General features: G+C 42.1%; 23 protein-coding genes. All 23 read right to left on the bottom strand.

Annotated features, from left to right (window positions below; genetic code table 11):
- Window positions 1-8 precede the first annotated feature (8 nt).
- Window positions 9-1,439, bottom strand: a complete 1,431-nt coding sequence (locus ACNOGP_RS05755; protein ID WP_418214307.1) for a phage terminase large subunit — start codon at window positions 1,437-1,439, stop codon at window positions 9-11.
- The gene (locus ACNOGP_RS05750; RefSeq protein ID WP_118337034.1) at window positions 1,426-1,899 is read right to left on the bottom strand and encodes a hypothetical protein; all 474 of its coding nucleotides are present in this window, start codon (window positions 1,897-1,899) and stop codon (window positions 1,426-1,428) included. The genes ACNOGP_RS05755 and ACNOGP_RS05750 overlap by 14 nt, the downstream gene beginning before the upstream one ends.
- Window positions 1,900-1,998: 99 nt before the next feature.
- On the bottom strand, window positions 1,999-2,238 hold the full coding sequence (locus tag ACNOGP_RS05745) for a hypothetical protein (RefSeq protein ID WP_118337035.1): 240 nt from the start codon (window positions 2,236-2,238) through the stop codon (window positions 1,999-2,001).
- Between the two features lie 32 nt (window positions 2,239-2,270).
- On the bottom strand, window positions 2,271-2,876 hold the full coding sequence (locus tag ACNOGP_RS05740) for a hypothetical protein (RefSeq protein WP_148332181.1): 606 nt from the start codon (window positions 2,874-2,876) through the stop codon (window positions 2,271-2,273).
- 6 nt (window positions 2,877-2,882) lie between these two features.
- Window positions 2,883-3,998, bottom strand: coding sequence for a DUF4417 domain-containing protein (locus tag ACNOGP_RS05735; RefSeq protein WP_418214306.1), 1,116 nt, complete (start codon window positions 3,996-3,998; stop codon window positions 2,883-2,885).
- Complete coding sequence (locus ACNOGP_RS05730) at window positions 3,988-4,425, bottom strand: hypothetical protein (protein ID WP_065539758.1); 438 nt, start codon at window positions 4,423-4,425, stop codon at window positions 3,988-3,990. The genes ACNOGP_RS05735 and ACNOGP_RS05730 overlap by 11 nt, the downstream gene beginning before the upstream one ends.
- Window positions 4,426-4,509: 84 nt before the next feature.
- A complete protein-coding gene (locus ACNOGP_RS05725; RefSeq protein ID WP_065539759.1) occupies window positions 4,510-4,950 on the bottom strand; it encodes a hypothetical protein in 441 nt (146 codons plus the stop codon).
- Complete coding sequence (locus ACNOGP_RS05720) at window positions 4,950-5,366, bottom strand: hypothetical protein (RefSeq protein WP_065539760.1); 417 nt, start codon at window positions 5,364-5,366, stop codon at window positions 4,950-4,952. The genes ACNOGP_RS05725 and ACNOGP_RS05720 overlap by 1 nt, the downstream gene beginning before the upstream one ends.
- Window positions 5,363-5,620: a demethylase gene (locus tag ACNOGP_RS05715; RefSeq protein ID WP_065539761.1), complete on the bottom strand. Its 258-nt coding sequence runs from the start codon at window positions 5,618-5,620 to the stop codon at window positions 5,363-5,365. The genes ACNOGP_RS05720 and ACNOGP_RS05715 overlap by 4 nt, the downstream gene beginning before the upstream one ends.
- A gap of 1 nt (window position 5,621) precedes the next feature.
- Window positions 5,622-6,629: a Fe-S-oxidoreductase gene (locus tag ACNOGP_RS05710; protein WP_065539762.1), complete on the bottom strand. Its 1,008-nt coding sequence runs from the start codon at window positions 6,627-6,629 to the stop codon at window positions 5,622-5,624.
- Window positions 6,630-6,641: 12 nt separating this feature from the next.
- Window positions 6,642-6,818: a hypothetical protein gene (locus ACNOGP_RS05705; RefSeq protein WP_167371346.1), complete on the bottom strand. Its 177-nt coding sequence runs from the start codon at window positions 6,816-6,818 to the stop codon at window positions 6,642-6,644.
- A gap of 5 nt (window positions 6,819-6,823) precedes the next feature.
- The gene (locus ACNOGP_RS05700; protein WP_165450631.1) at window positions 6,824-6,985 is read right to left on the bottom strand and encodes a hypothetical protein; all 162 of its coding nucleotides are present in this window, start codon (window positions 6,983-6,985) and stop codon (window positions 6,824-6,826) included.
- Complete coding sequence (locus ACNOGP_RS05695; RefSeq protein ID WP_065539763.1) at window positions 6,982-7,797, bottom strand: ParB/RepB/Spo0J family partition protein; 816 nt, start codon at window positions 7,795-7,797, stop codon at window positions 6,982-6,984. The genes ACNOGP_RS05700 and ACNOGP_RS05695 overlap by 4 nt, the downstream gene beginning before the upstream one ends.
- A gap of 320 nt (window positions 7,798-8,117) precedes the next feature.
- Window positions 8,118-8,588: a hypothetical protein gene (locus ACNOGP_RS05690; protein WP_065539764.1), complete on the bottom strand. Its 471-nt coding sequence runs from the start codon at window positions 8,586-8,588 to the stop codon at window positions 8,118-8,120.
- A 7-nt stretch (window positions 8,589-8,595) separates the two neighbouring features.
- A complete protein-coding gene (locus ACNOGP_RS05685) occupies window positions 8,596-8,859 on the bottom strand; it encodes a hypothetical protein (protein ID WP_007219318.1) in 264 nt (87 codons plus the stop codon).
- Entirely contained in the window at window positions 8,856-9,515 is a 660-nt protein-coding gene (locus ACNOGP_RS05680) for an AAA family ATPase (RefSeq protein ID WP_225665232.1), read from the bottom strand. Before ACNOGP_RS05680 ends, ACNOGP_RS05685 begins: the two co-directional genes overlap by 4 nt.
- Entirely contained in the window at window positions 9,436-10,251 is an 816-nt protein-coding gene (locus ACNOGP_RS05675; RefSeq protein WP_418214305.1) for a hypothetical protein, read from the bottom strand. The genes ACNOGP_RS05680 and ACNOGP_RS05675 overlap by 80 nt, the downstream gene beginning before the upstream one ends.
- Before the next feature lie 47 nt (window positions 10,252-10,298).
- The gene (locus ACNOGP_RS05670) at window positions 10,299-11,057 is read right to left on the bottom strand and encodes a hypothetical protein (protein ID WP_065539766.1); all 759 of its coding nucleotides are present in this window, start codon (window positions 11,055-11,057) and stop codon (window positions 10,299-10,301) included.
- Window positions 11,058-11,083: 26 nt separating this feature from the next.
- Window positions 11,084-11,518 (bottom strand): hypothetical protein, encoded by a 435-nt coding sequence (locus ACNOGP_RS05665; protein WP_007219315.1) that lies wholly within the window; start codon window positions 11,516-11,518, stop codon window positions 11,084-11,086.
- Between the two features lie 44 nt (window positions 11,519-11,562).
- The gene (locus ACNOGP_RS05660; protein ID WP_418214304.1) at window positions 11,563-12,144 is read right to left on the bottom strand and encodes a hypothetical protein; all 582 of its coding nucleotides are present in this window, start codon (window positions 12,142-12,144) and stop codon (window positions 11,563-11,565) included.
- 131 nt (window positions 12,145-12,275) lie between these two features.
- A complete protein-coding gene (locus ACNOGP_RS05655) occupies window positions 12,276-12,707 on the bottom strand; it encodes a hypothetical protein (protein WP_065539768.1) in 432 nt (143 codons plus the stop codon).
- A gap of 4 nt (window positions 12,708-12,711) precedes the next feature.
- Window positions 12,712-13,440: an MBL fold metallo-hydrolase gene (locus ACNOGP_RS05650; RefSeq protein WP_065539769.1), complete on the bottom strand. Its 729-nt coding sequence runs from the start codon at window positions 13,438-13,440 to the stop codon at window positions 12,712-12,714.
- A 6-nt stretch (window positions 13,441-13,446) separates the two neighbouring features.
- Window positions 13,447-14,385, bottom strand: a complete 939-nt coding sequence (locus ACNOGP_RS05645) for a recombinase RecT (RefSeq protein WP_008642484.1) — start codon at window positions 14,383-14,385, stop codon at window positions 13,447-13,449.
- Window positions 14,386-14,390 lie beyond the last annotated feature (5 nt).

Raw genomic sequence — 14,390 nt, 5'->3', positions numbered from 1 at the left:
TATTGTTTTTAAGCGGTTATACCTAATCTGCGTTCTATATCATCGGGTATATCATACTCGTTATAGTCAAACCATGCTCGCATCAGAAACATATCCCTCCAGTCCGGGGAACAACCAATATCCATCTTGATTTCTTCTTTGGGTTTCAATTTTAGTTTCCCGTCCGAATCAGCTTTCCATGTTTGCAGTTGTTCCAGTTCCCTTATGATTTCTTCCTTATCGGCAGTGCTTATCAAATCCTCATCTATCCCCACTTCCGTAGCGTTTATGTGGTCTGCCAGCTTGTAGCCGCATTGAGTCTGTAGGTTTTGGTAGTTTTCACCATTGAAAGGGGTAGAGTTGTTCACGAATCCCTGAATGTCGCAATTATCCACCACTCCACCGCCTACACCGTCCTCATCAACGATACATTTATGGTTGGGTATTCTATACTTCTTTTGCTTGTTGATTATCCACGTCTGAATGTCGGTAGTCTTAGACACGGGAAAACATTGTAGCTCTATGATATGCCAACCGTCCCAAACGGCAAGACGGGCATAGTCAGCTCCGAAGCGTGCAATATCGCCTGTAATATAGTTTGTACCTGTCTTGATTGAAATCTTATTCCCGAATATCTCACAGATTGCATCATGTGAGCAAAGGGCGTTGGGGTTATCGTCATACTCCCAATTACCTTTCAAAAGACGTTCACGCTTTACCTTATCCTTTGTAGTTTTCAAACCCTCTATATAATCGGGGTCTATGAATGGGTTTTCTTGCACAAGGCAAGCAAGGTAGTACATATATTCGGGTAATTCCCCTTTCTTATCCGGCTTGTAGAATGTATCGTACATCCAGTTCTTTTTAGGATTGCAAGTAATGAATAGTTTTCGCCTCAGCCCCAATTCATTGTTAAGGTGTCGCCCGATACGGGTTTTAAGGGTGTCGTATGCACCGAAGTTCACTTCGCCACCCTCTTCAATCCATCCACCTGTATATTCGATTGAGCCGTAACGCTCATACAGAGGGTCGCCCGGTTTATATTGCAAGTCCAGCAAGTCAATACGTGAACCATTGAAAAATTCGATATAATTGTATTGCCCGTTATACTTATACAAGGTGTCATCAACCCCATACTGATTGCAAACCTTGTAAAATGTGATAAGTGTAGATTGTGTGATACGCTTTAACTCGGCACGTCCGATAAACCACTTTGAACCGGGATAACAGAGGCACATAAACAGAAGCCACACCGCCCCCGTCCATGATTTTGCACCCCCGGCAGCACCTCCGTACAAAAGTTCAACGTGTTCATTGTCGGTAAGTATCTTCAAAGCGTGTTCTTGCTTCTCATGCTTCAAACCATCCTTTACGGTAATGAAGTCGAAACAACCACGCTTGAAAAGCTCAATCTTCACTGCAAGTGCCATCGGCACGTATGTAACCTTACTTCGTGCCATTGCCTGCCTTTATTTTTTCCAGCAAGGAATTGTATTGTAGCAACTCATCCGTAGTAAGAGCCGACAAATCCATGCTGTTGTTGGTTACTTGTGCGTTTACTTCGCTCTCTATCTGTTGTGTGGGCTTCCCGAAAACCCTATCAAACAGACTATCCACCGTATAAGTCCTACCATAGCGAATATCTGCGTTAATGGCAGATACGACATTCAGAACCCAAACGGGTGTTTTCTTATTGGGTGTTCCGTCCGGGTTCTTTACAAGCCCCTCCAATATTTCGGGGGTGCTTTCCATCAGAAAGCGGATAACCTTGTGGTAATCCTCTTTACTCATTTCGGGTGCAATCTTCTTACCCGTTATATCCTTGACGTATTTATATATAGAGGGCTTCCGACCGGGATTTTTCGGTTGGTTCTCGCTTGTGAATCTGTTACCAAATTTATGTCCTTTTTCAAAAGCCATTCTATTGTTTTCGTATTGATTTATGTGTTTACTAAACACACTATAAGAGCAAAGAAAATCGGATAGCACAATACCGTCCGATTCTCTTTACTCGGGTAATTATTCTATGATACCCTCTTGCGCCTTGTACTTATCCCAAAACCAAAGAATGGTATCACCGTCCTTTTCGTCTATCATTTCATCGTAGGCATCCAATTCCTCCAAAAGAGCGTCTGCCTTATCAATTACCGAAGTGAGATGCTTTTGCTGATAATCATCAGCATTCCAAACCTCAATCTCACCGTTTAATTGCTGCTTGATTACTTTAATCTCATCAGCGGTTAATTCTATCTTATTCATGTTACATTGAATTAGTTTAAGCAAAAATACCTCTATAGTTTGTATTTCTTGCAGATTTCCTTTACTTTCTTAGTATATTTATCACTTTTACCATGTACCGCTTTGGTAACGGTTTCAGCCCAAAATTCCGACACATTGGTTTCCGCATACTTTCCATACCCAGACTTCTTCTTGTCTTTCTTCCAAGAATTAAATAACTTTTTCACTTCCTTTCCAGCCGCTTTTTGGTTTGCCCCTGTCATGTGGGCATTCCATGTAGCGTGCGCCAGCTCGTGCGTTACAGTATGGGCTACCGCCTTGTTGGTCTTTGTACTCCATCCGCTTGCATAGCCTTTCTTGTGTGAGGCTTCCACCGATTTTTTCGTTTGCATGAAATGCTTTTTGTTAAGGTAAACGCCCTCAGACTTCCCATTAGCCGTAACGTGTACGCCATAAGTGCCAGCCGATAGCTCTGCCAACTTTACATTCCTTTGCCTTACACCAAGTACGGCATGATAGCGTGAAATAGCTTCTTTGGTTGCCTTATACAGAGCCGGGTCTTTCATGTTTACCAAAGGCTCAGGCTTACCAACAGAGCCTTTATATGTTGCATCACCCGGTTGCAGTCCTCCACGTGTTCCGCTTGAATTTCGTCCCATAATACTTTACTTCTTTTTTGCGTTAATAAAATCTGTGACGTACAACAGCCCATGTTTACGGCAGAACTTCTGAATTTCCGTACCCCCACCGTAAACGATAAGGTTTGGTTTTTCAAGCCCGCTTATTTCTTGGGCTACTTGCAAATCAGATTTAAGGCTTTCCATCCAACCGTCCAGCCCACGGGTAAAGAAAGCATTATATCCTTTGGGAATACCCATTTTGTTGTACTCAATAAACTTGTGAGAAACATTCAAGTCAGCATAAACCTTGATTCCGCATTCTTGGAAGTAACGGGAAAGCCAGCGTTTCTTGTAGATAAGCTGAATGCCCCACGCTACAGGTGTTTGGTCGTGGCAGCTACAATTCGGCTCTACCACCGCCTTGCATCCGCTTGTGAGTAAATTTATCGGGTCTTTGAAAAGAGCCTCAAAGCGATAATCGTCCACATAGAAATGATATGTCGCCACATCTTTACGCAAACGGCTGTTAGCACCCCACGGAGATAAAGGCAATTCTACCTTTCCAGCTTGCATATCCAATAAGAGATTGGGAATTTCAAAGACGTTATCGCTTTCATAAAGAACGTCCTTAAACATGGAACGGTAGAAAGATTCCTTTTCGGCTTCTTCCTCGCTTTGTTCCTCATCGTCCATTTCTTCCTCTGCGCTTTGGTCGGCTTCCGTTTCCTCTGCCTCTTTAGCCGCTTTCTTCTTACCCTTTCCGGGCTTCTCATCATCGGATGGAAAATCAAGCCCAATAAAGCCGAAATCTACATCTTTCCAAAACTCATCCATTTGTAAGGCATTGTAAGCCCAATCGCCATTGTTGATATTATCCCTCAGAATAATATCCTTTTCCTCATCCGGGGTCAGTTCCGAATAAAGAATAACGGGCACATCGGCAAGTTTCAGCTTTCTTGCAGCCTTCAAGCGTTGGTTTCCTGCCAATACCACCAGTTTACCGTCACGCTCCATAACCGCCAAAGGTCGGTGTTTCCAAAAGCCGTTTATCTTTATGGAATCCACCAGCCTTTCAAAGTCATTCTTCGTAATGGTACGTGGATTTTCAGGCAACAAAACCAGCTCCGAAACTTTCTTGTATGTAATCTCACTACATTTCATTCTCAACCTCCGTTTCGTCTTTGGTTTCGTCATTCTCCGAAGAATGGGAATCCGGCATTAATTGTTCCTCATCATCTTCTACACAGAAGCCCTTTCTAAAAAGTTCACAGAGCTTCACAAAGCGGTAACGCCTGCGGTACTTCACATATACCAGCTTTGCACCTACGGAATCTTTGCCAATGGCATAGAAAGAACCCCGGTAATCAACGGGCAATGCCACCGCACCATAGATACTAACCGAATCATCGGACACGCTCGTAATGGTTGCGTGCCTATCGTATTTGCCATTGATATAAACGTGTATCTTTTCCCCTTGCTTCAAATGCTCTTTTGGGGCAAACCTCCAAAAGTTCCTACCTATATACTCAGACATGAGCAACAAGGCTAAAAAAAACAGCGTTAATCCGATAAGAATATACATACCCATAGCTTATTTGTTTACTTGGTGAATCATATTGCAAATATACTAAATATGCGTTTATCAAACACATATTTGACCGTAAAAAGAATACTAAAAGCCATAAACCAACATTGCGCCATCACGTCCATGCTCATTTGTCTGTTTTTGCCATCCAGTCAAAGCCCTAAACCGTTCTTGTGTCAGCTTGGTTACATTGCGTTTCGGGGCAACCATTTCATACTCCACGCCCAACTCTTTTAGATAATCATCCCATATAGAGGCATCCCGTTTCACAGAGCCTACACCTTGCAACTTCTTACGTTCCATTTCACGGCTCATACGTTCCGTTCCGAACCACGTTCTTTGCCGGGGGTCTTCCACCCTTACAATCACTTTGTCACCTATACCAGCCTTATACTCATCATACAAGGAACGTACACGCTCCATCGCTTTATGTATAGGCAAAGAGCATACTTGAAGTAGGGAACGCTGCTTGCTATCCCAAACAGCGAACCCAGTATTTACACCCGTATCAATCCCTACATAAATCATTATTCAGCCTCCATTTCTCCGTTGGGAATCTGATACAGAATAACGCCCTTAATCTCGTTTGCTTCGGCTCTATCTCCGAAAATCTGAGCCATCATAAGGTTATTAGGCAGATATTTGTACCTCACCTCTTTAATGAGCGGCAAACCTATCGGGGCTTCACTTATCACGTGCAACGTCCATAGCCCATCATCTTTAGATATGGTTACAAAGGCATTCTTATAGAGGAAAGAACCAACTTTATACACTCCGTAATCATCCACATCGGTAAAATCCGCTTTTGCAGTTTCTTCCAGCTTCTTTATGAAGTCGGGGCGCATACGCTTCTTTTTCTTCTTGAAGTATTCAGGGTAAACCACCATACCTTTGTTCTCTGCGTTGGCTTTCGCCAATTTTGCTTGCAATTCCTCTTTGCTCATAGGTCAAATAAATTTTTATAATACTCAAAATTCTTGTTTTCTATCTTTATATCTTCCGGGTAATGAGTGGCGCATCCGTACCATTCATTGTAGCATTTAGGACAAAACCAGCAATTTAGCACGGCTACATAATAGCCAGTATTAGAAGTACCGTTACATCTATCGCAAATACCAATACCGCCAATTTTAGCCAACTCGTTTCGGCTCAATTCAATCACCTTAAACCTTTTGGGGTTATCTACTATTTTAGCCATATCAGTATATTGTTTCTTGGTAACTTGAAGTAGGAACTTTCCCGGATAGGATAGCGTTGCCACACGTGATAAGCCCGTTATCTTCATCATAAGAGGGGACAAACACAATAACATCGAATCCGTTGCCTTTCAAATCTTCCTCCACGGCTTTATATGGGGTAAACAGCTCATAGCCTCCGCTTGTGTGCAAATCGTTCTCATCACAGCTATTTGTTCGGTGCAATGGGGTAATCTTACACATAAATTTATCGGGGTTGAAAAGCTCTCTCAAACGCTTGCCGTCTATATGCGTATCATCAGCCAAAGCAAAGTTTAAGGCATATTTCCTGCCAACAGGCATAGGCAGCGACTTTCCAATTTCTGATATTTCACCAAGTGAAAGCGAACTACCCGAAAACAGATAATTTCTTTCTTCATCATTCGTTGTATTGATGGAGAATTGAAGTCCGGCATCACCTTTATAAAACTCGTTCTTTATGTAACACCACTTATGTAAGAACTCAACCAGCTTCTTATTTTTCTTTGGCAGCATTGTACTTATAACCGGGTGTACCAAAGAATCGCCTATAAACGGCTCTATGTCTTTCTTTATACTGATTGCATGAAGCAACACATTTGCGTTCCATGTAGGCTCTCCCATACGTGCATAATGTATGTTTAGACGTTTCGTGTGCTTCACTTCCGGGTGTTGCTTGATAGCCGTTAGCACTTCTCCTTTCAAATCATTAAAAGTGGCATTTCTCCCAATACCCACTTTTGGAACATCGCAGAACTTGCAGCCCATAGAGCAACCGTACTGTGTGGAAATGGTAATCACCCATTTTTCAGTAAGAGGCATCGGCTCGCCATTGGGTACACCGTTCAAATCACGGGTAATCCCCAAAAAGTCCGCTTTGATATTAGCGTTCTTACCATAATCTCCAACCGTAAGGAACTCCAACATTCCCTTTTCACCTATAGCGGTATATATTTCGCCCGTAGGCACTACTATCTTCTTTTTAATTTCCATATCTTCAAATCATTAAAATGCAAATACTACTTTTTCACCATTCATAGCCCTTTTTCGCAGGGTGGGGTATCGCTCATAAACTTTGTTAGCCATATCCTCAATATCGAATTTGAAAGCCGGGCAATACCTATATCTGAAAGCCGCATAAAAGCGGTCATTCAGCATTATGTCAATCATCAGCGTTTTCATGCCATCTATTTACCACAACAAGGTAATTTAGTGTTAAACACGTCTTTCAGCCATTGTTTGTACGGGAGAATTGGCTTACCGTATAAAGTCATATTGGCTTTGTAGCTCTCATACATTTGTTTGCGGAAATCCGCAGGTATTTGTTCCTTTTCTTTCCTCAGTTTCATTTTATACCCTCTTTCTTGTATTCTCTCATCGCTTGGCTAAGGCTTTCCGTCTTATCCAGTAGCTTTGCCAGCTTATCCACGTCCACGATAACCTCACCATCCAAATAAGCCCAAACCTTTCTCAGAGCTTCCGCAATGGCTTTTGCTTCTTTAGAATCTTTCAGAGAATTAAGAACCTCCTTATTGGTAGCTGTAGCCCTACCGTTTTCTTTGGCGTTATCCACAGCCGACTTTGCAGCATTTACCTGTTCTTTCTCACTGCCATAATTGGCGGCAATCTCCTTAGCTGCCTTAACCGACAATTCCCCTTTCATAATCCTTTCTTGAATGTACGGGGGCAAATCCAACAAGGAAAGGCATTTGCTTATGAAAGCCGGGCTTTTCTTGAACTTATCCGCTATCTCAACTTGGCTATATCCAAATTCTTCTTTGAAACGTCTGAACATGATAGCGCACTCGTATTCGGTAAATTTCTTACCCTCGTTACGCATCATCTGTTGAATGTACAATTCTTCAGTAGAAGCGTCCTTTCGGGCTTTCATGGCACGAACATAAGGAATATCCGCACCCTCGGATATAGCCAACATGGTAGCCCTATACCTGCGTTCACCATCCACCAATTTGTATTTCTCGTTGCCATCATCATCCTTAAAGGCTATAACCGTCAGAGGATTTAAAACACCCTTTGCCTTTATTTGCTCTTTCAGTTCGTCAAGGTCAAAATCACGTCTTACATTGAAACCGTCCACAACCACGATATTACGGGGGTCAATCAAAAACAGGTCTGTATTTTTTGTTTTATTCGTTTCCATACTACTATCATTTATTGGGCTTATAATGTTTACAATACTTCTTTCTTGCTGTTATGCGCCTACCTAATTTGTAGCAATACATTTGGGTTGTATGAGGATAACACCAATAGTATTTACATTCGCTACAGTGTCTTATTTCATTCATACTTGCAATTGAATTTGCCACAATTACATTTGAAATGAGGAAGTACACCTTTGGGGTCTGTATATTTAGTACCACCCTTAACTATTGTATGAGCCATACAGCAATAAGCACTATAACCGTCCCTTATTTTTTTCAACTTCATAAAAGAGCAATTATTACAAATCTTTTCCATGTCTTAGTATCTAAAAGAGGTAAAATGAATAACAACACCTTCAAAAACATTCTCTTTGTTGTTCCCGAAAAACCATTCTACAAAGTCCTCCACGCTCAAACCATCATTCTTTGCTACTTCATGGATTGAAACTTTCTTGTTGTCTACCCATACTTTGGGTATGGTATCATCGCTTCCATAGGTCATAGTAATATGCTGTAAACCTATCTTCTCATACCGGGCAAATTCCCGTTGCTCTGAGTTGTACGGTCTGCCCGTCCATTCACGCACTGAAAGATATTTTTTACCGGATGCAATATCTTTATATCTCTTATCCCACACGCCATTTTTATTGTAGCGTATAGTATGTATCTTCTTATGCTCTTTTAGTTTGCCCTCAAACTCTGTAGGCTTTCCAGCCAAAGAATGTGTAACCGGGAATACACGGCATAAGGTCACAACCACTTTTTTCTTTTCTGATTTTTGGTGTTGCATAGCTTTATTATTTACTTGGTGTATTACTCGCTGAATAATAAGCAAGCGTTATCACATCCCACATTTCGCTCACAATGGCAAACGAAAATGTCTTATCCGGGTGGGTACTACTTGGCATATCCAGCATTTCTTTTTGTATCGCCTCGTTCCAATAATGGCAATCGGGCGTGTAGTTAGATTGAAAGCTATTAATGCTTGCAATAAGTTCGTTGTAATACGCTTCACCGAAAGCATTAATGAGCTTTGTTTTGTTTCTGAGCGCAAATCTCATTTCCGATAGCTTTTTTGACTGTAGTGCAGCCGTTCAAACATTTCTTCCATCCTATCAGCAATACGCTCTCCGTATCTGTCGCCAAATTCCTCATCTGCCAAATTGGAAGTGGCTATAGTGAATAGCTGCCTGTCATATCGGGCATAGATTAATTCAGTAACCGGTGAAAACTCGTTGCCCCAACTTTTCACGCTTGCTGGTTCAGTGCCCACATCATCAATAAACAAAAGTTCTTGATTCTTTAGCTTGTTGAAATAAGTCGGGTCATCGGCTATTGACTTGGCAAGGTTCAGAGCTGATATGCGGTACACTCCCTTTCTTTCGGAAGATAAATCACTATTGTACAAGATACCTATAATGTTGCATATCGCCTTTGCAAGCGTGGTTTTACCACTCCCTACCGTACCATACAGAAGCAAGCCGAACTTTCCGTTTCCGCAAAGGAACTTAGCCGCTTTGCCTATCTTTTCCAACGTGGCTTCATCCGAAACATACTTCATGTTTCTGCGCTCAACTTCTGACTGATAACACATCCTTAGCATTTCCGCTATGTCCTGTTCGGGAAACTTCTCAATCTTAAAGCGTGTCCCTAAAAGTCCTCTTTGCGCTTGGTTTGCCAATATCTGTTGCAGCCGTTGTACCAGTTTGTTGTCCATATCTATTCATATTTTCGTAATACTTATCTTTTACCCAGCCCCTAATAGTCAGGTAATCGGATTTATACTTCTTACCCTTAGAACCTTTGTAATTGTTGAGAATATCAATCATCGCTTTAGCGGCTTCTTCGCCATATTCGGTACATAATTTTGCATATTCATCACGTGTCAAAGTAACGTAATCAGCATAATTGTACTTCTTGGCTTTTTTAATCTTCCGCTGTTGTTCATCAGTCAGTGGCGGTGGATTCTCCGGCAAATCATCGGGAAATAGGTCTGCTTGCGCCCCGTGTTGCGTTTCAGCCGTTGGGGAAGGTGTATGTGGCATTTCTATCGGTGGCGTTTCCACAAGCGCATCAACTTTGGCTAATATCCGTTTACCCATAGTTACACCACCTTTTTTCCCAGCCTCAGACCGTTTTACCCGTATTGATTCCATCTTGACCATATCAGCGTTGTACAAAGCCCCATCATTCCTTACAGACAATAATTCAGCGTTAATCAATGATTCTATCAGCTCCTTTGTTCCACTTCCGTAAAGGGCTTCTAATTCATCAACCGTGTACGCACCGCCAATAGGTTTCAGCATAACCCCACGCTCTATACTCACCCACATACAGCAAAGCATATCCAGCCACAAGCCCTTACAAGCAAATGACAACCTCATAGCCGCATTGTTGGATAACCAAGCGGTGGCATCGAAAGGCATAGGCGGTATAATTTTTTTATTAGCCATATTATGAGCTGTTATAAGTGGGGGATTGCTCCCCCACGATATAGTATTTAGATTTCAAGAATAGCAATATCTGGGGCAATGGCACGAATACCGTCCAACACCTCATCAATACACTTATCTCTGTAGTCCTCTGCCAGTTCGTTAGCACCGGGCGAAACAAGTTGCAACAACACATCACCATTAGAAAGATAGTGGTCGAACTCAACTTCAATAGGTGTTTTTGCAGTTCCCTTGAAAATGGAGATGTTAATCGTGAAACTCTTGGGCAAATTACTTTCTACTTGTGAACGGTACACCTCAGCCATAGAGCCGGATGGGTCACGCTGTTTCTGAATTTCAGTCTTGGCGTTAGCCGTAAAGTTCTTTAACACCGAAACGAGCTTCATACAATCCTCTTTTTGCATAAATACGCCACGATTCAAACGCAGGAACTGCCCCAGTTTAGCAGGAATCCAGCCACATTCTCCGTTATTGATACCAAACTTTGAAAAGACTTCCGATAATTCCACCGTACCTACAAAGGTGTTTTTAGTGTAATAATCATCCTCATTCACGGTAAGCGTGATACTCATTTTCTCACGGTTTACCTTAACATTCGCACGCTTTTGGTCGATGGTGTCAATACGCTTTTCCAACCAATCTAACGGAGTTCTGATAACACCTGATACAGAAATACTTTCCGGTTGCTTAATGGGCAATTCGTCCAATGCTTTAGGAGCATTACCAATTCTGTACACTACTTCGATAGGTTTTTCACCCTTGTACTCACCGATGTTTACGGTTAATCCTTTTTCTTGATTTTCCATTTTACTAAAATTTAATGTGTTAATAATCAATCATTCGTGCCCGTTCTATCCGTTCTAATGGCACGGAATACGTTACGTTGTCTTTCTTCTTGCGTCATGGCACGTTGCTCCAGCAAATAACCCTCCGGGGTGTAGAATCCAACCATGCCCTCATCTTCATCTACAAACTTGAAGCAATCACCTTTTACATAATCGCCTCCGGCTTTCAACTCATCACGAACCTTTCCAATTCTCTCATCCAAAGGCTTAATTTTGGACTTGTATTCAGCTCTGATTCCAGCCAACTCATCTTCCAAATCAGCTTTTTGAATTGCTACGTTTGCAAGTTCAGCACGTCTTTCGTTAATCTGTTGCGTGTCAAATTTGCGTGTGTAGCTACGTTCTACAATTTGGTCGCAGCTATCACGTAGAATCTGTTCCCTTTGTTCCACCGGGGTATCGGCTAACATGATGTCTTTCATTTCACTTTATTTTTTAGTTGATAATATGTTTGATAAACACACTTTTATTTCAAACGATTTCCTACGGTAAAGTTGAATTTCAAATATTCAGCCCAAAGTTCAATGAATTGCTGCCCAAAATACTTAGCCTTTTCTTCCGTTTCTTGGCACAAGCGGAACCCAATGTACGCAGCCGCATACGAGGAACGATTAGTCGCATTCAGAGAACCGAAACCCGCAGTAGCACCATTATTCGCAGTAGCAGACAAAAGGGCACCTCTTTGTTCGGGATTCATATCCTCAACCTCTTTCTTAGTCCATAAGGCAAACCACGGATACCAATACACTTTGCTTCCCTCTCCATCTGGCTTTGGTTGGAAATTTCTACCCCACAAAGCCCGGCTAATAGTTTCCAACTTCATAAGGGCTATGATATGATTGGGCAAATTATTAGGGTCTTCAAAAATAGGCTCACCAAGTGCCTTACAAGCATCCTCATACGTGCGAATTGTCTTGTAATCGTCCAGTGTAGGTTTTACCATTTCTTCCTTGCAGAACAAAGCCGCCAATATTTTCTTTGCTTCTCCACTTTCCGCTTCACGAAATGCAGCCGCTACTTCTTTCTCTGTAATTTCAAATGTTCTCATCTTTCAATGTTTTTAATTTGTTGATAATCTTTTTTGTTAATCTTATTGCGTTATCCACTCTCGTACTTTGTCCGGGTGGAATATTTGCTATCAAAATGGGCACTAAGCGTATCAGCTCAGATACCACGCTGTTAGGTATTCTTTTCATGGCTTCTCCAATATTTATCCGGGTCGGGAATATCCACATTCAGAAACTCTTTGGCGTACTCCCTCAGTTTTTCGCAATAGGTGGAGAATGTCACCGTGTCCATAGCGGCTGTAGAACACGGGAACTCTATAATCTCCCCCGTGTGCTTATTTACCACTTTGTCAGCCGTCATTTGAGCCTTAAAAAACTCATGCACTTGTTCTACTGAAACGAACTCCCAACCAGCTTCCAAAAGAGCGTCTAAAAGGATAGGGTAAATACACCCGAACAACCACCCGTTTTGGTCTAAAGAACGTGGCTTTCTGACTTTCTTAACCTCTATCCTATAGATACCATCCAAAGCGTTACGCATCCATTCGTATAGAGGCTTCAAATCAAATAACCCGTTTCTCTTTTCTACTTGGAGTTTAGCCATATCCTTATATTCTGTCTAAATCAATCGTTAAACCCAGCTTTGCCGCATAAACCACTTTCCCCGTATGCCTTTCCACTTCCGATATGAAATAAGGCTCATCGCTATTATTCTCGGAAAGGTGTAAAAGCACGATTTCCGAAACATGGGATAAGTCGTTTGCTTCCAAAAACCCCTTGCACGTAGTAAGCTCCATGTGTGAGGTAAGCAGACGTTCACGCTGTGAGGGCAACGTGCGCCCGGTTGTAATCGCCTCGATGAGCTTCTTATCAGAGTAATTGCACTCTATCAGCACATGGTTAAGCCCCTTGAACTGATATTCGCACATACAGCTATCGGTAAGAAATACCATCTTTCCCATATCGGGGTGGTCTATCAGATAGCCGACACATGGCACATCATGGCAAGCAGGAAAAGGAAGTACCTTAAAATTACCCATCTTATAGCCTTTGCCCTCTTTAACCACCAAAGAACGGGAATCCCAAACGCCCTTTGCAGTCCATACCTCCCGTAATGCCAACGTGTGAAATCCACTATCCACCATTGCCTTAATATATTTGGCGTGGTCGTTGTGGGCGTGCGTTACCACACACCCTACAACCTTTCTCAGATTGAAATCCAACGCTTTCTTGACTTCTTGGAAACGGATTCCAGCCTCTATAATCAGAGCTTCATTACCGTTATCCAAAATGTAACAGTTGCCACTACTACTTGAACCAAGAACTATCAGTTTCATACGCTATCAATATCCGGGGTCAATAGTTTCCGCTTGTTGCTCGCTTGACACGCTTTCAAAGCTCACATCTTCCGCATCAATCAACTGTTTGTTTGCGTAATTGTCGGTCAATATTTCACGCTGTGAAGTTTCGTCACCCTCGTAGTCATTGGTGATGGCATTTTGCATTTCTACGGACAAATAGCCGTATTTACTCAGTAAATTACGGATAACGGTTTTTTGTGCCATTCCGTGAAAGTTACCCATCCAACCAACCTTGTTGCTATCGGGAGAAACGGGCAAATTAGCCAAATTCAGCAACTTTTCAACCGTTACATCCTTATCGCTTGTGATGGCTTTACTGTATCGCTTTGCATGGTTTGCCATTTGCTCCACTGTCATGTACAAAGTCTTGCTAAAGCCGTTCATAAGTTCAAAGTAACAGAAATAGCCTATCACCTTATCGCTTTTCCTTTCACCGTCAAAGGCTATTTCCCCGGTCAGTTTGTTTACCTTGCGCAACTCACCATCATACACCACATCCGCATTGATGGTACGGTATTGTCCCGTGCGCATGGCAAGCTGAATATAACCCTTATAGCCCATTTGAAAAGTCGGCTCATACACTTTAATCCAGTTGCCCTTTTCATCCTTTTTGGAGTTTTTGAACGGGATAATGAAAGCATAGCCCAAAGCCTTGTTTATTGGCAAATGTAACGTGGCAGCTTTGAGTGCTTCCATTACCACCTGTTTAGGATTACAGAGTTGCAGATTGCTATCTCCGTTGTATAGGTCAATTACAGAGGCTACGAATGTTGCCGAATTTTTACCAAGCGCATTTTTGAATTGTTCTTGTACGCTTTCGGCATTCATCATGCTTTTAAGAATATCTACAGGCTTTCTTTGAGTAGCTACCTGCCCACCATTTGCAGCCTGTTGTATGGTTGTAGTCGCTTGCTGTGTCATAATCG

This window comes from Bacteroides difficilis, assembly GCF_048319815.1.
Classification (GTDB): domain Bacteria; phylum Bacteroidota; class Bacteroidia; order Bacteroidales; family Bacteroidaceae; genus Bacteroides; species Bacteroides zhangwenhongii.
The sequence above is the reverse complement of the archived record's forward strand: the minus strand, read 5'-3'. Positions and strand labels throughout refer to the sequence as shown.

Coding starts and splice junctions, on each gene's coding strand:
- ACNOGP_RS05755 (WP_418214307.1), bottom strand. CDS start 1,439: ATGGCACGAAGTAAGGTTACATACGTGCCGATGGCACTTGCAGTGAAG.
- ACNOGP_RS05750 (WP_118337034.1), bottom strand. CDS start 1,899: ATGGCTTTTGAAAAAGGACATAAATTTGGTAACAGATTCACAAGCGAG.
- ACNOGP_RS05745 (WP_118337035.1), bottom strand. CDS start 2,238: ATGAATAAGATAGAATTAACCGCTGATGAGATTAAAGTAATCAAGCAG.
- ACNOGP_RS05740 (WP_148332181.1), bottom strand. CDS start 2,876: ATGGGACGAAATTCAAGCGGAACACGTGGAGGACTGCAACCGGGTGAT.
- ACNOGP_RS05735 (WP_418214306.1), bottom strand. CDS start 3,998: ATGAAATGTAGTGAGATTACATACAAGAAAGTTTCGGAGCTGGTTTTG.
- ACNOGP_RS05730 (WP_065539758.1), bottom strand. CDS start 4,425: ATGGGTATGTATATTCTTATCGGATTAACGCTGTTTTTTTTAGCCTTG.
- ACNOGP_RS05725 (WP_065539759.1), bottom strand. CDS start 4,950: ATGATTTATGTAGGGATTGATACGGGTGTAAATACTGGGTTCGCTGTT.
- ACNOGP_RS05720 (WP_065539760.1), bottom strand. CDS start 5,366: ATGAGCAAAGAGGAATTGCAAGCAAAATTGGCGAAAGCCAACGCAGAG.
- ACNOGP_RS05715 (WP_065539761.1), bottom strand. CDS start 5,620: ATGGCTAAAATAGTAGATAACCCCAAAAGGTTTAAGGTGATTGAATTG.
- ACNOGP_RS05710 (WP_065539762.1), bottom strand. CDS start 6,629: ATGGAAATTAAAAAGAAGATAGTAGTGCCTACGGGCGAAATATATACC.
- ACNOGP_RS05705 (WP_167371346.1), bottom strand. CDS start 6,818: ATGAAAACGCTGATGATTGACATAATGCTGAATGACCGCTTTTATGCG.
- ACNOGP_RS05700 (WP_165450631.1), bottom strand. CDS start 6,985: ATGAAACTGAGGAAAGAAAAGGAACAAATACCTGCGGATTTCCGCAAA.
- ACNOGP_RS05695 (WP_065539763.1), bottom strand. CDS start 7,797: ATGGAAACGAATAAAACAAAAAATACAGACCTGTTTTTGATTGACCCC.
- ACNOGP_RS05690 (WP_065539764.1), bottom strand. CDS start 8,588: ATGCAACACCAAAAATCAGAAAAGAAAAAAGTGGTTGTGACCTTATGC.
- ACNOGP_RS05685 (WP_007219318.1), bottom strand. CDS start 8,859: ATGAGATTTGCGCTCAGAAACAAAACAAAGCTCATTAATGCTTTCGGT.
- ACNOGP_RS05680 (WP_225665232.1), bottom strand. CDS start 9,515: ATGGACAACAAACTGGTACAACGGCTGCAACAGATATTGGCAAACCAA.
- ACNOGP_RS05675 (WP_418214305.1), bottom strand. CDS start 10,251: ATGGCTAATAAAAAAATTATACCGCCTATGCCTTTCGATGCCACCGCT.
- ACNOGP_RS05670 (WP_065539766.1), bottom strand. CDS start 11,057: ATGGAAAATCAAGAAAAAGGATTAACCGTAAACATCGGTGAGTACAAG.
- ACNOGP_RS05665 (WP_007219315.1), bottom strand. CDS start 11,518: ATGAAAGACATCATGTTAGCCGATACCCCGGTGGAACAAAGGGAACAG.
- ACNOGP_RS05660 (WP_418214304.1), bottom strand. CDS start 12,144: ATGAGAACATTTGAAATTACAGAGAAAGAAGTAGCGGCTGCATTTCGT.
- ACNOGP_RS05655 (WP_065539768.1), bottom strand. CDS start 12,707: ATGGCTAAACTCCAAGTAGAAAAGAGAAACGGGTTATTTGATTTGAAG.
- ACNOGP_RS05650 (WP_065539769.1), bottom strand. CDS start 13,440: ATGAAACTGATAGTTCTTGGTTCAAGTAGTAGTGGCAACTGTTACATT.
- ACNOGP_RS05645 (WP_008642484.1), bottom strand. CDS start 14,385: ATGACACAGCAAGCGACTACAACCATACAACAGGCTGCAAATGGTGGG.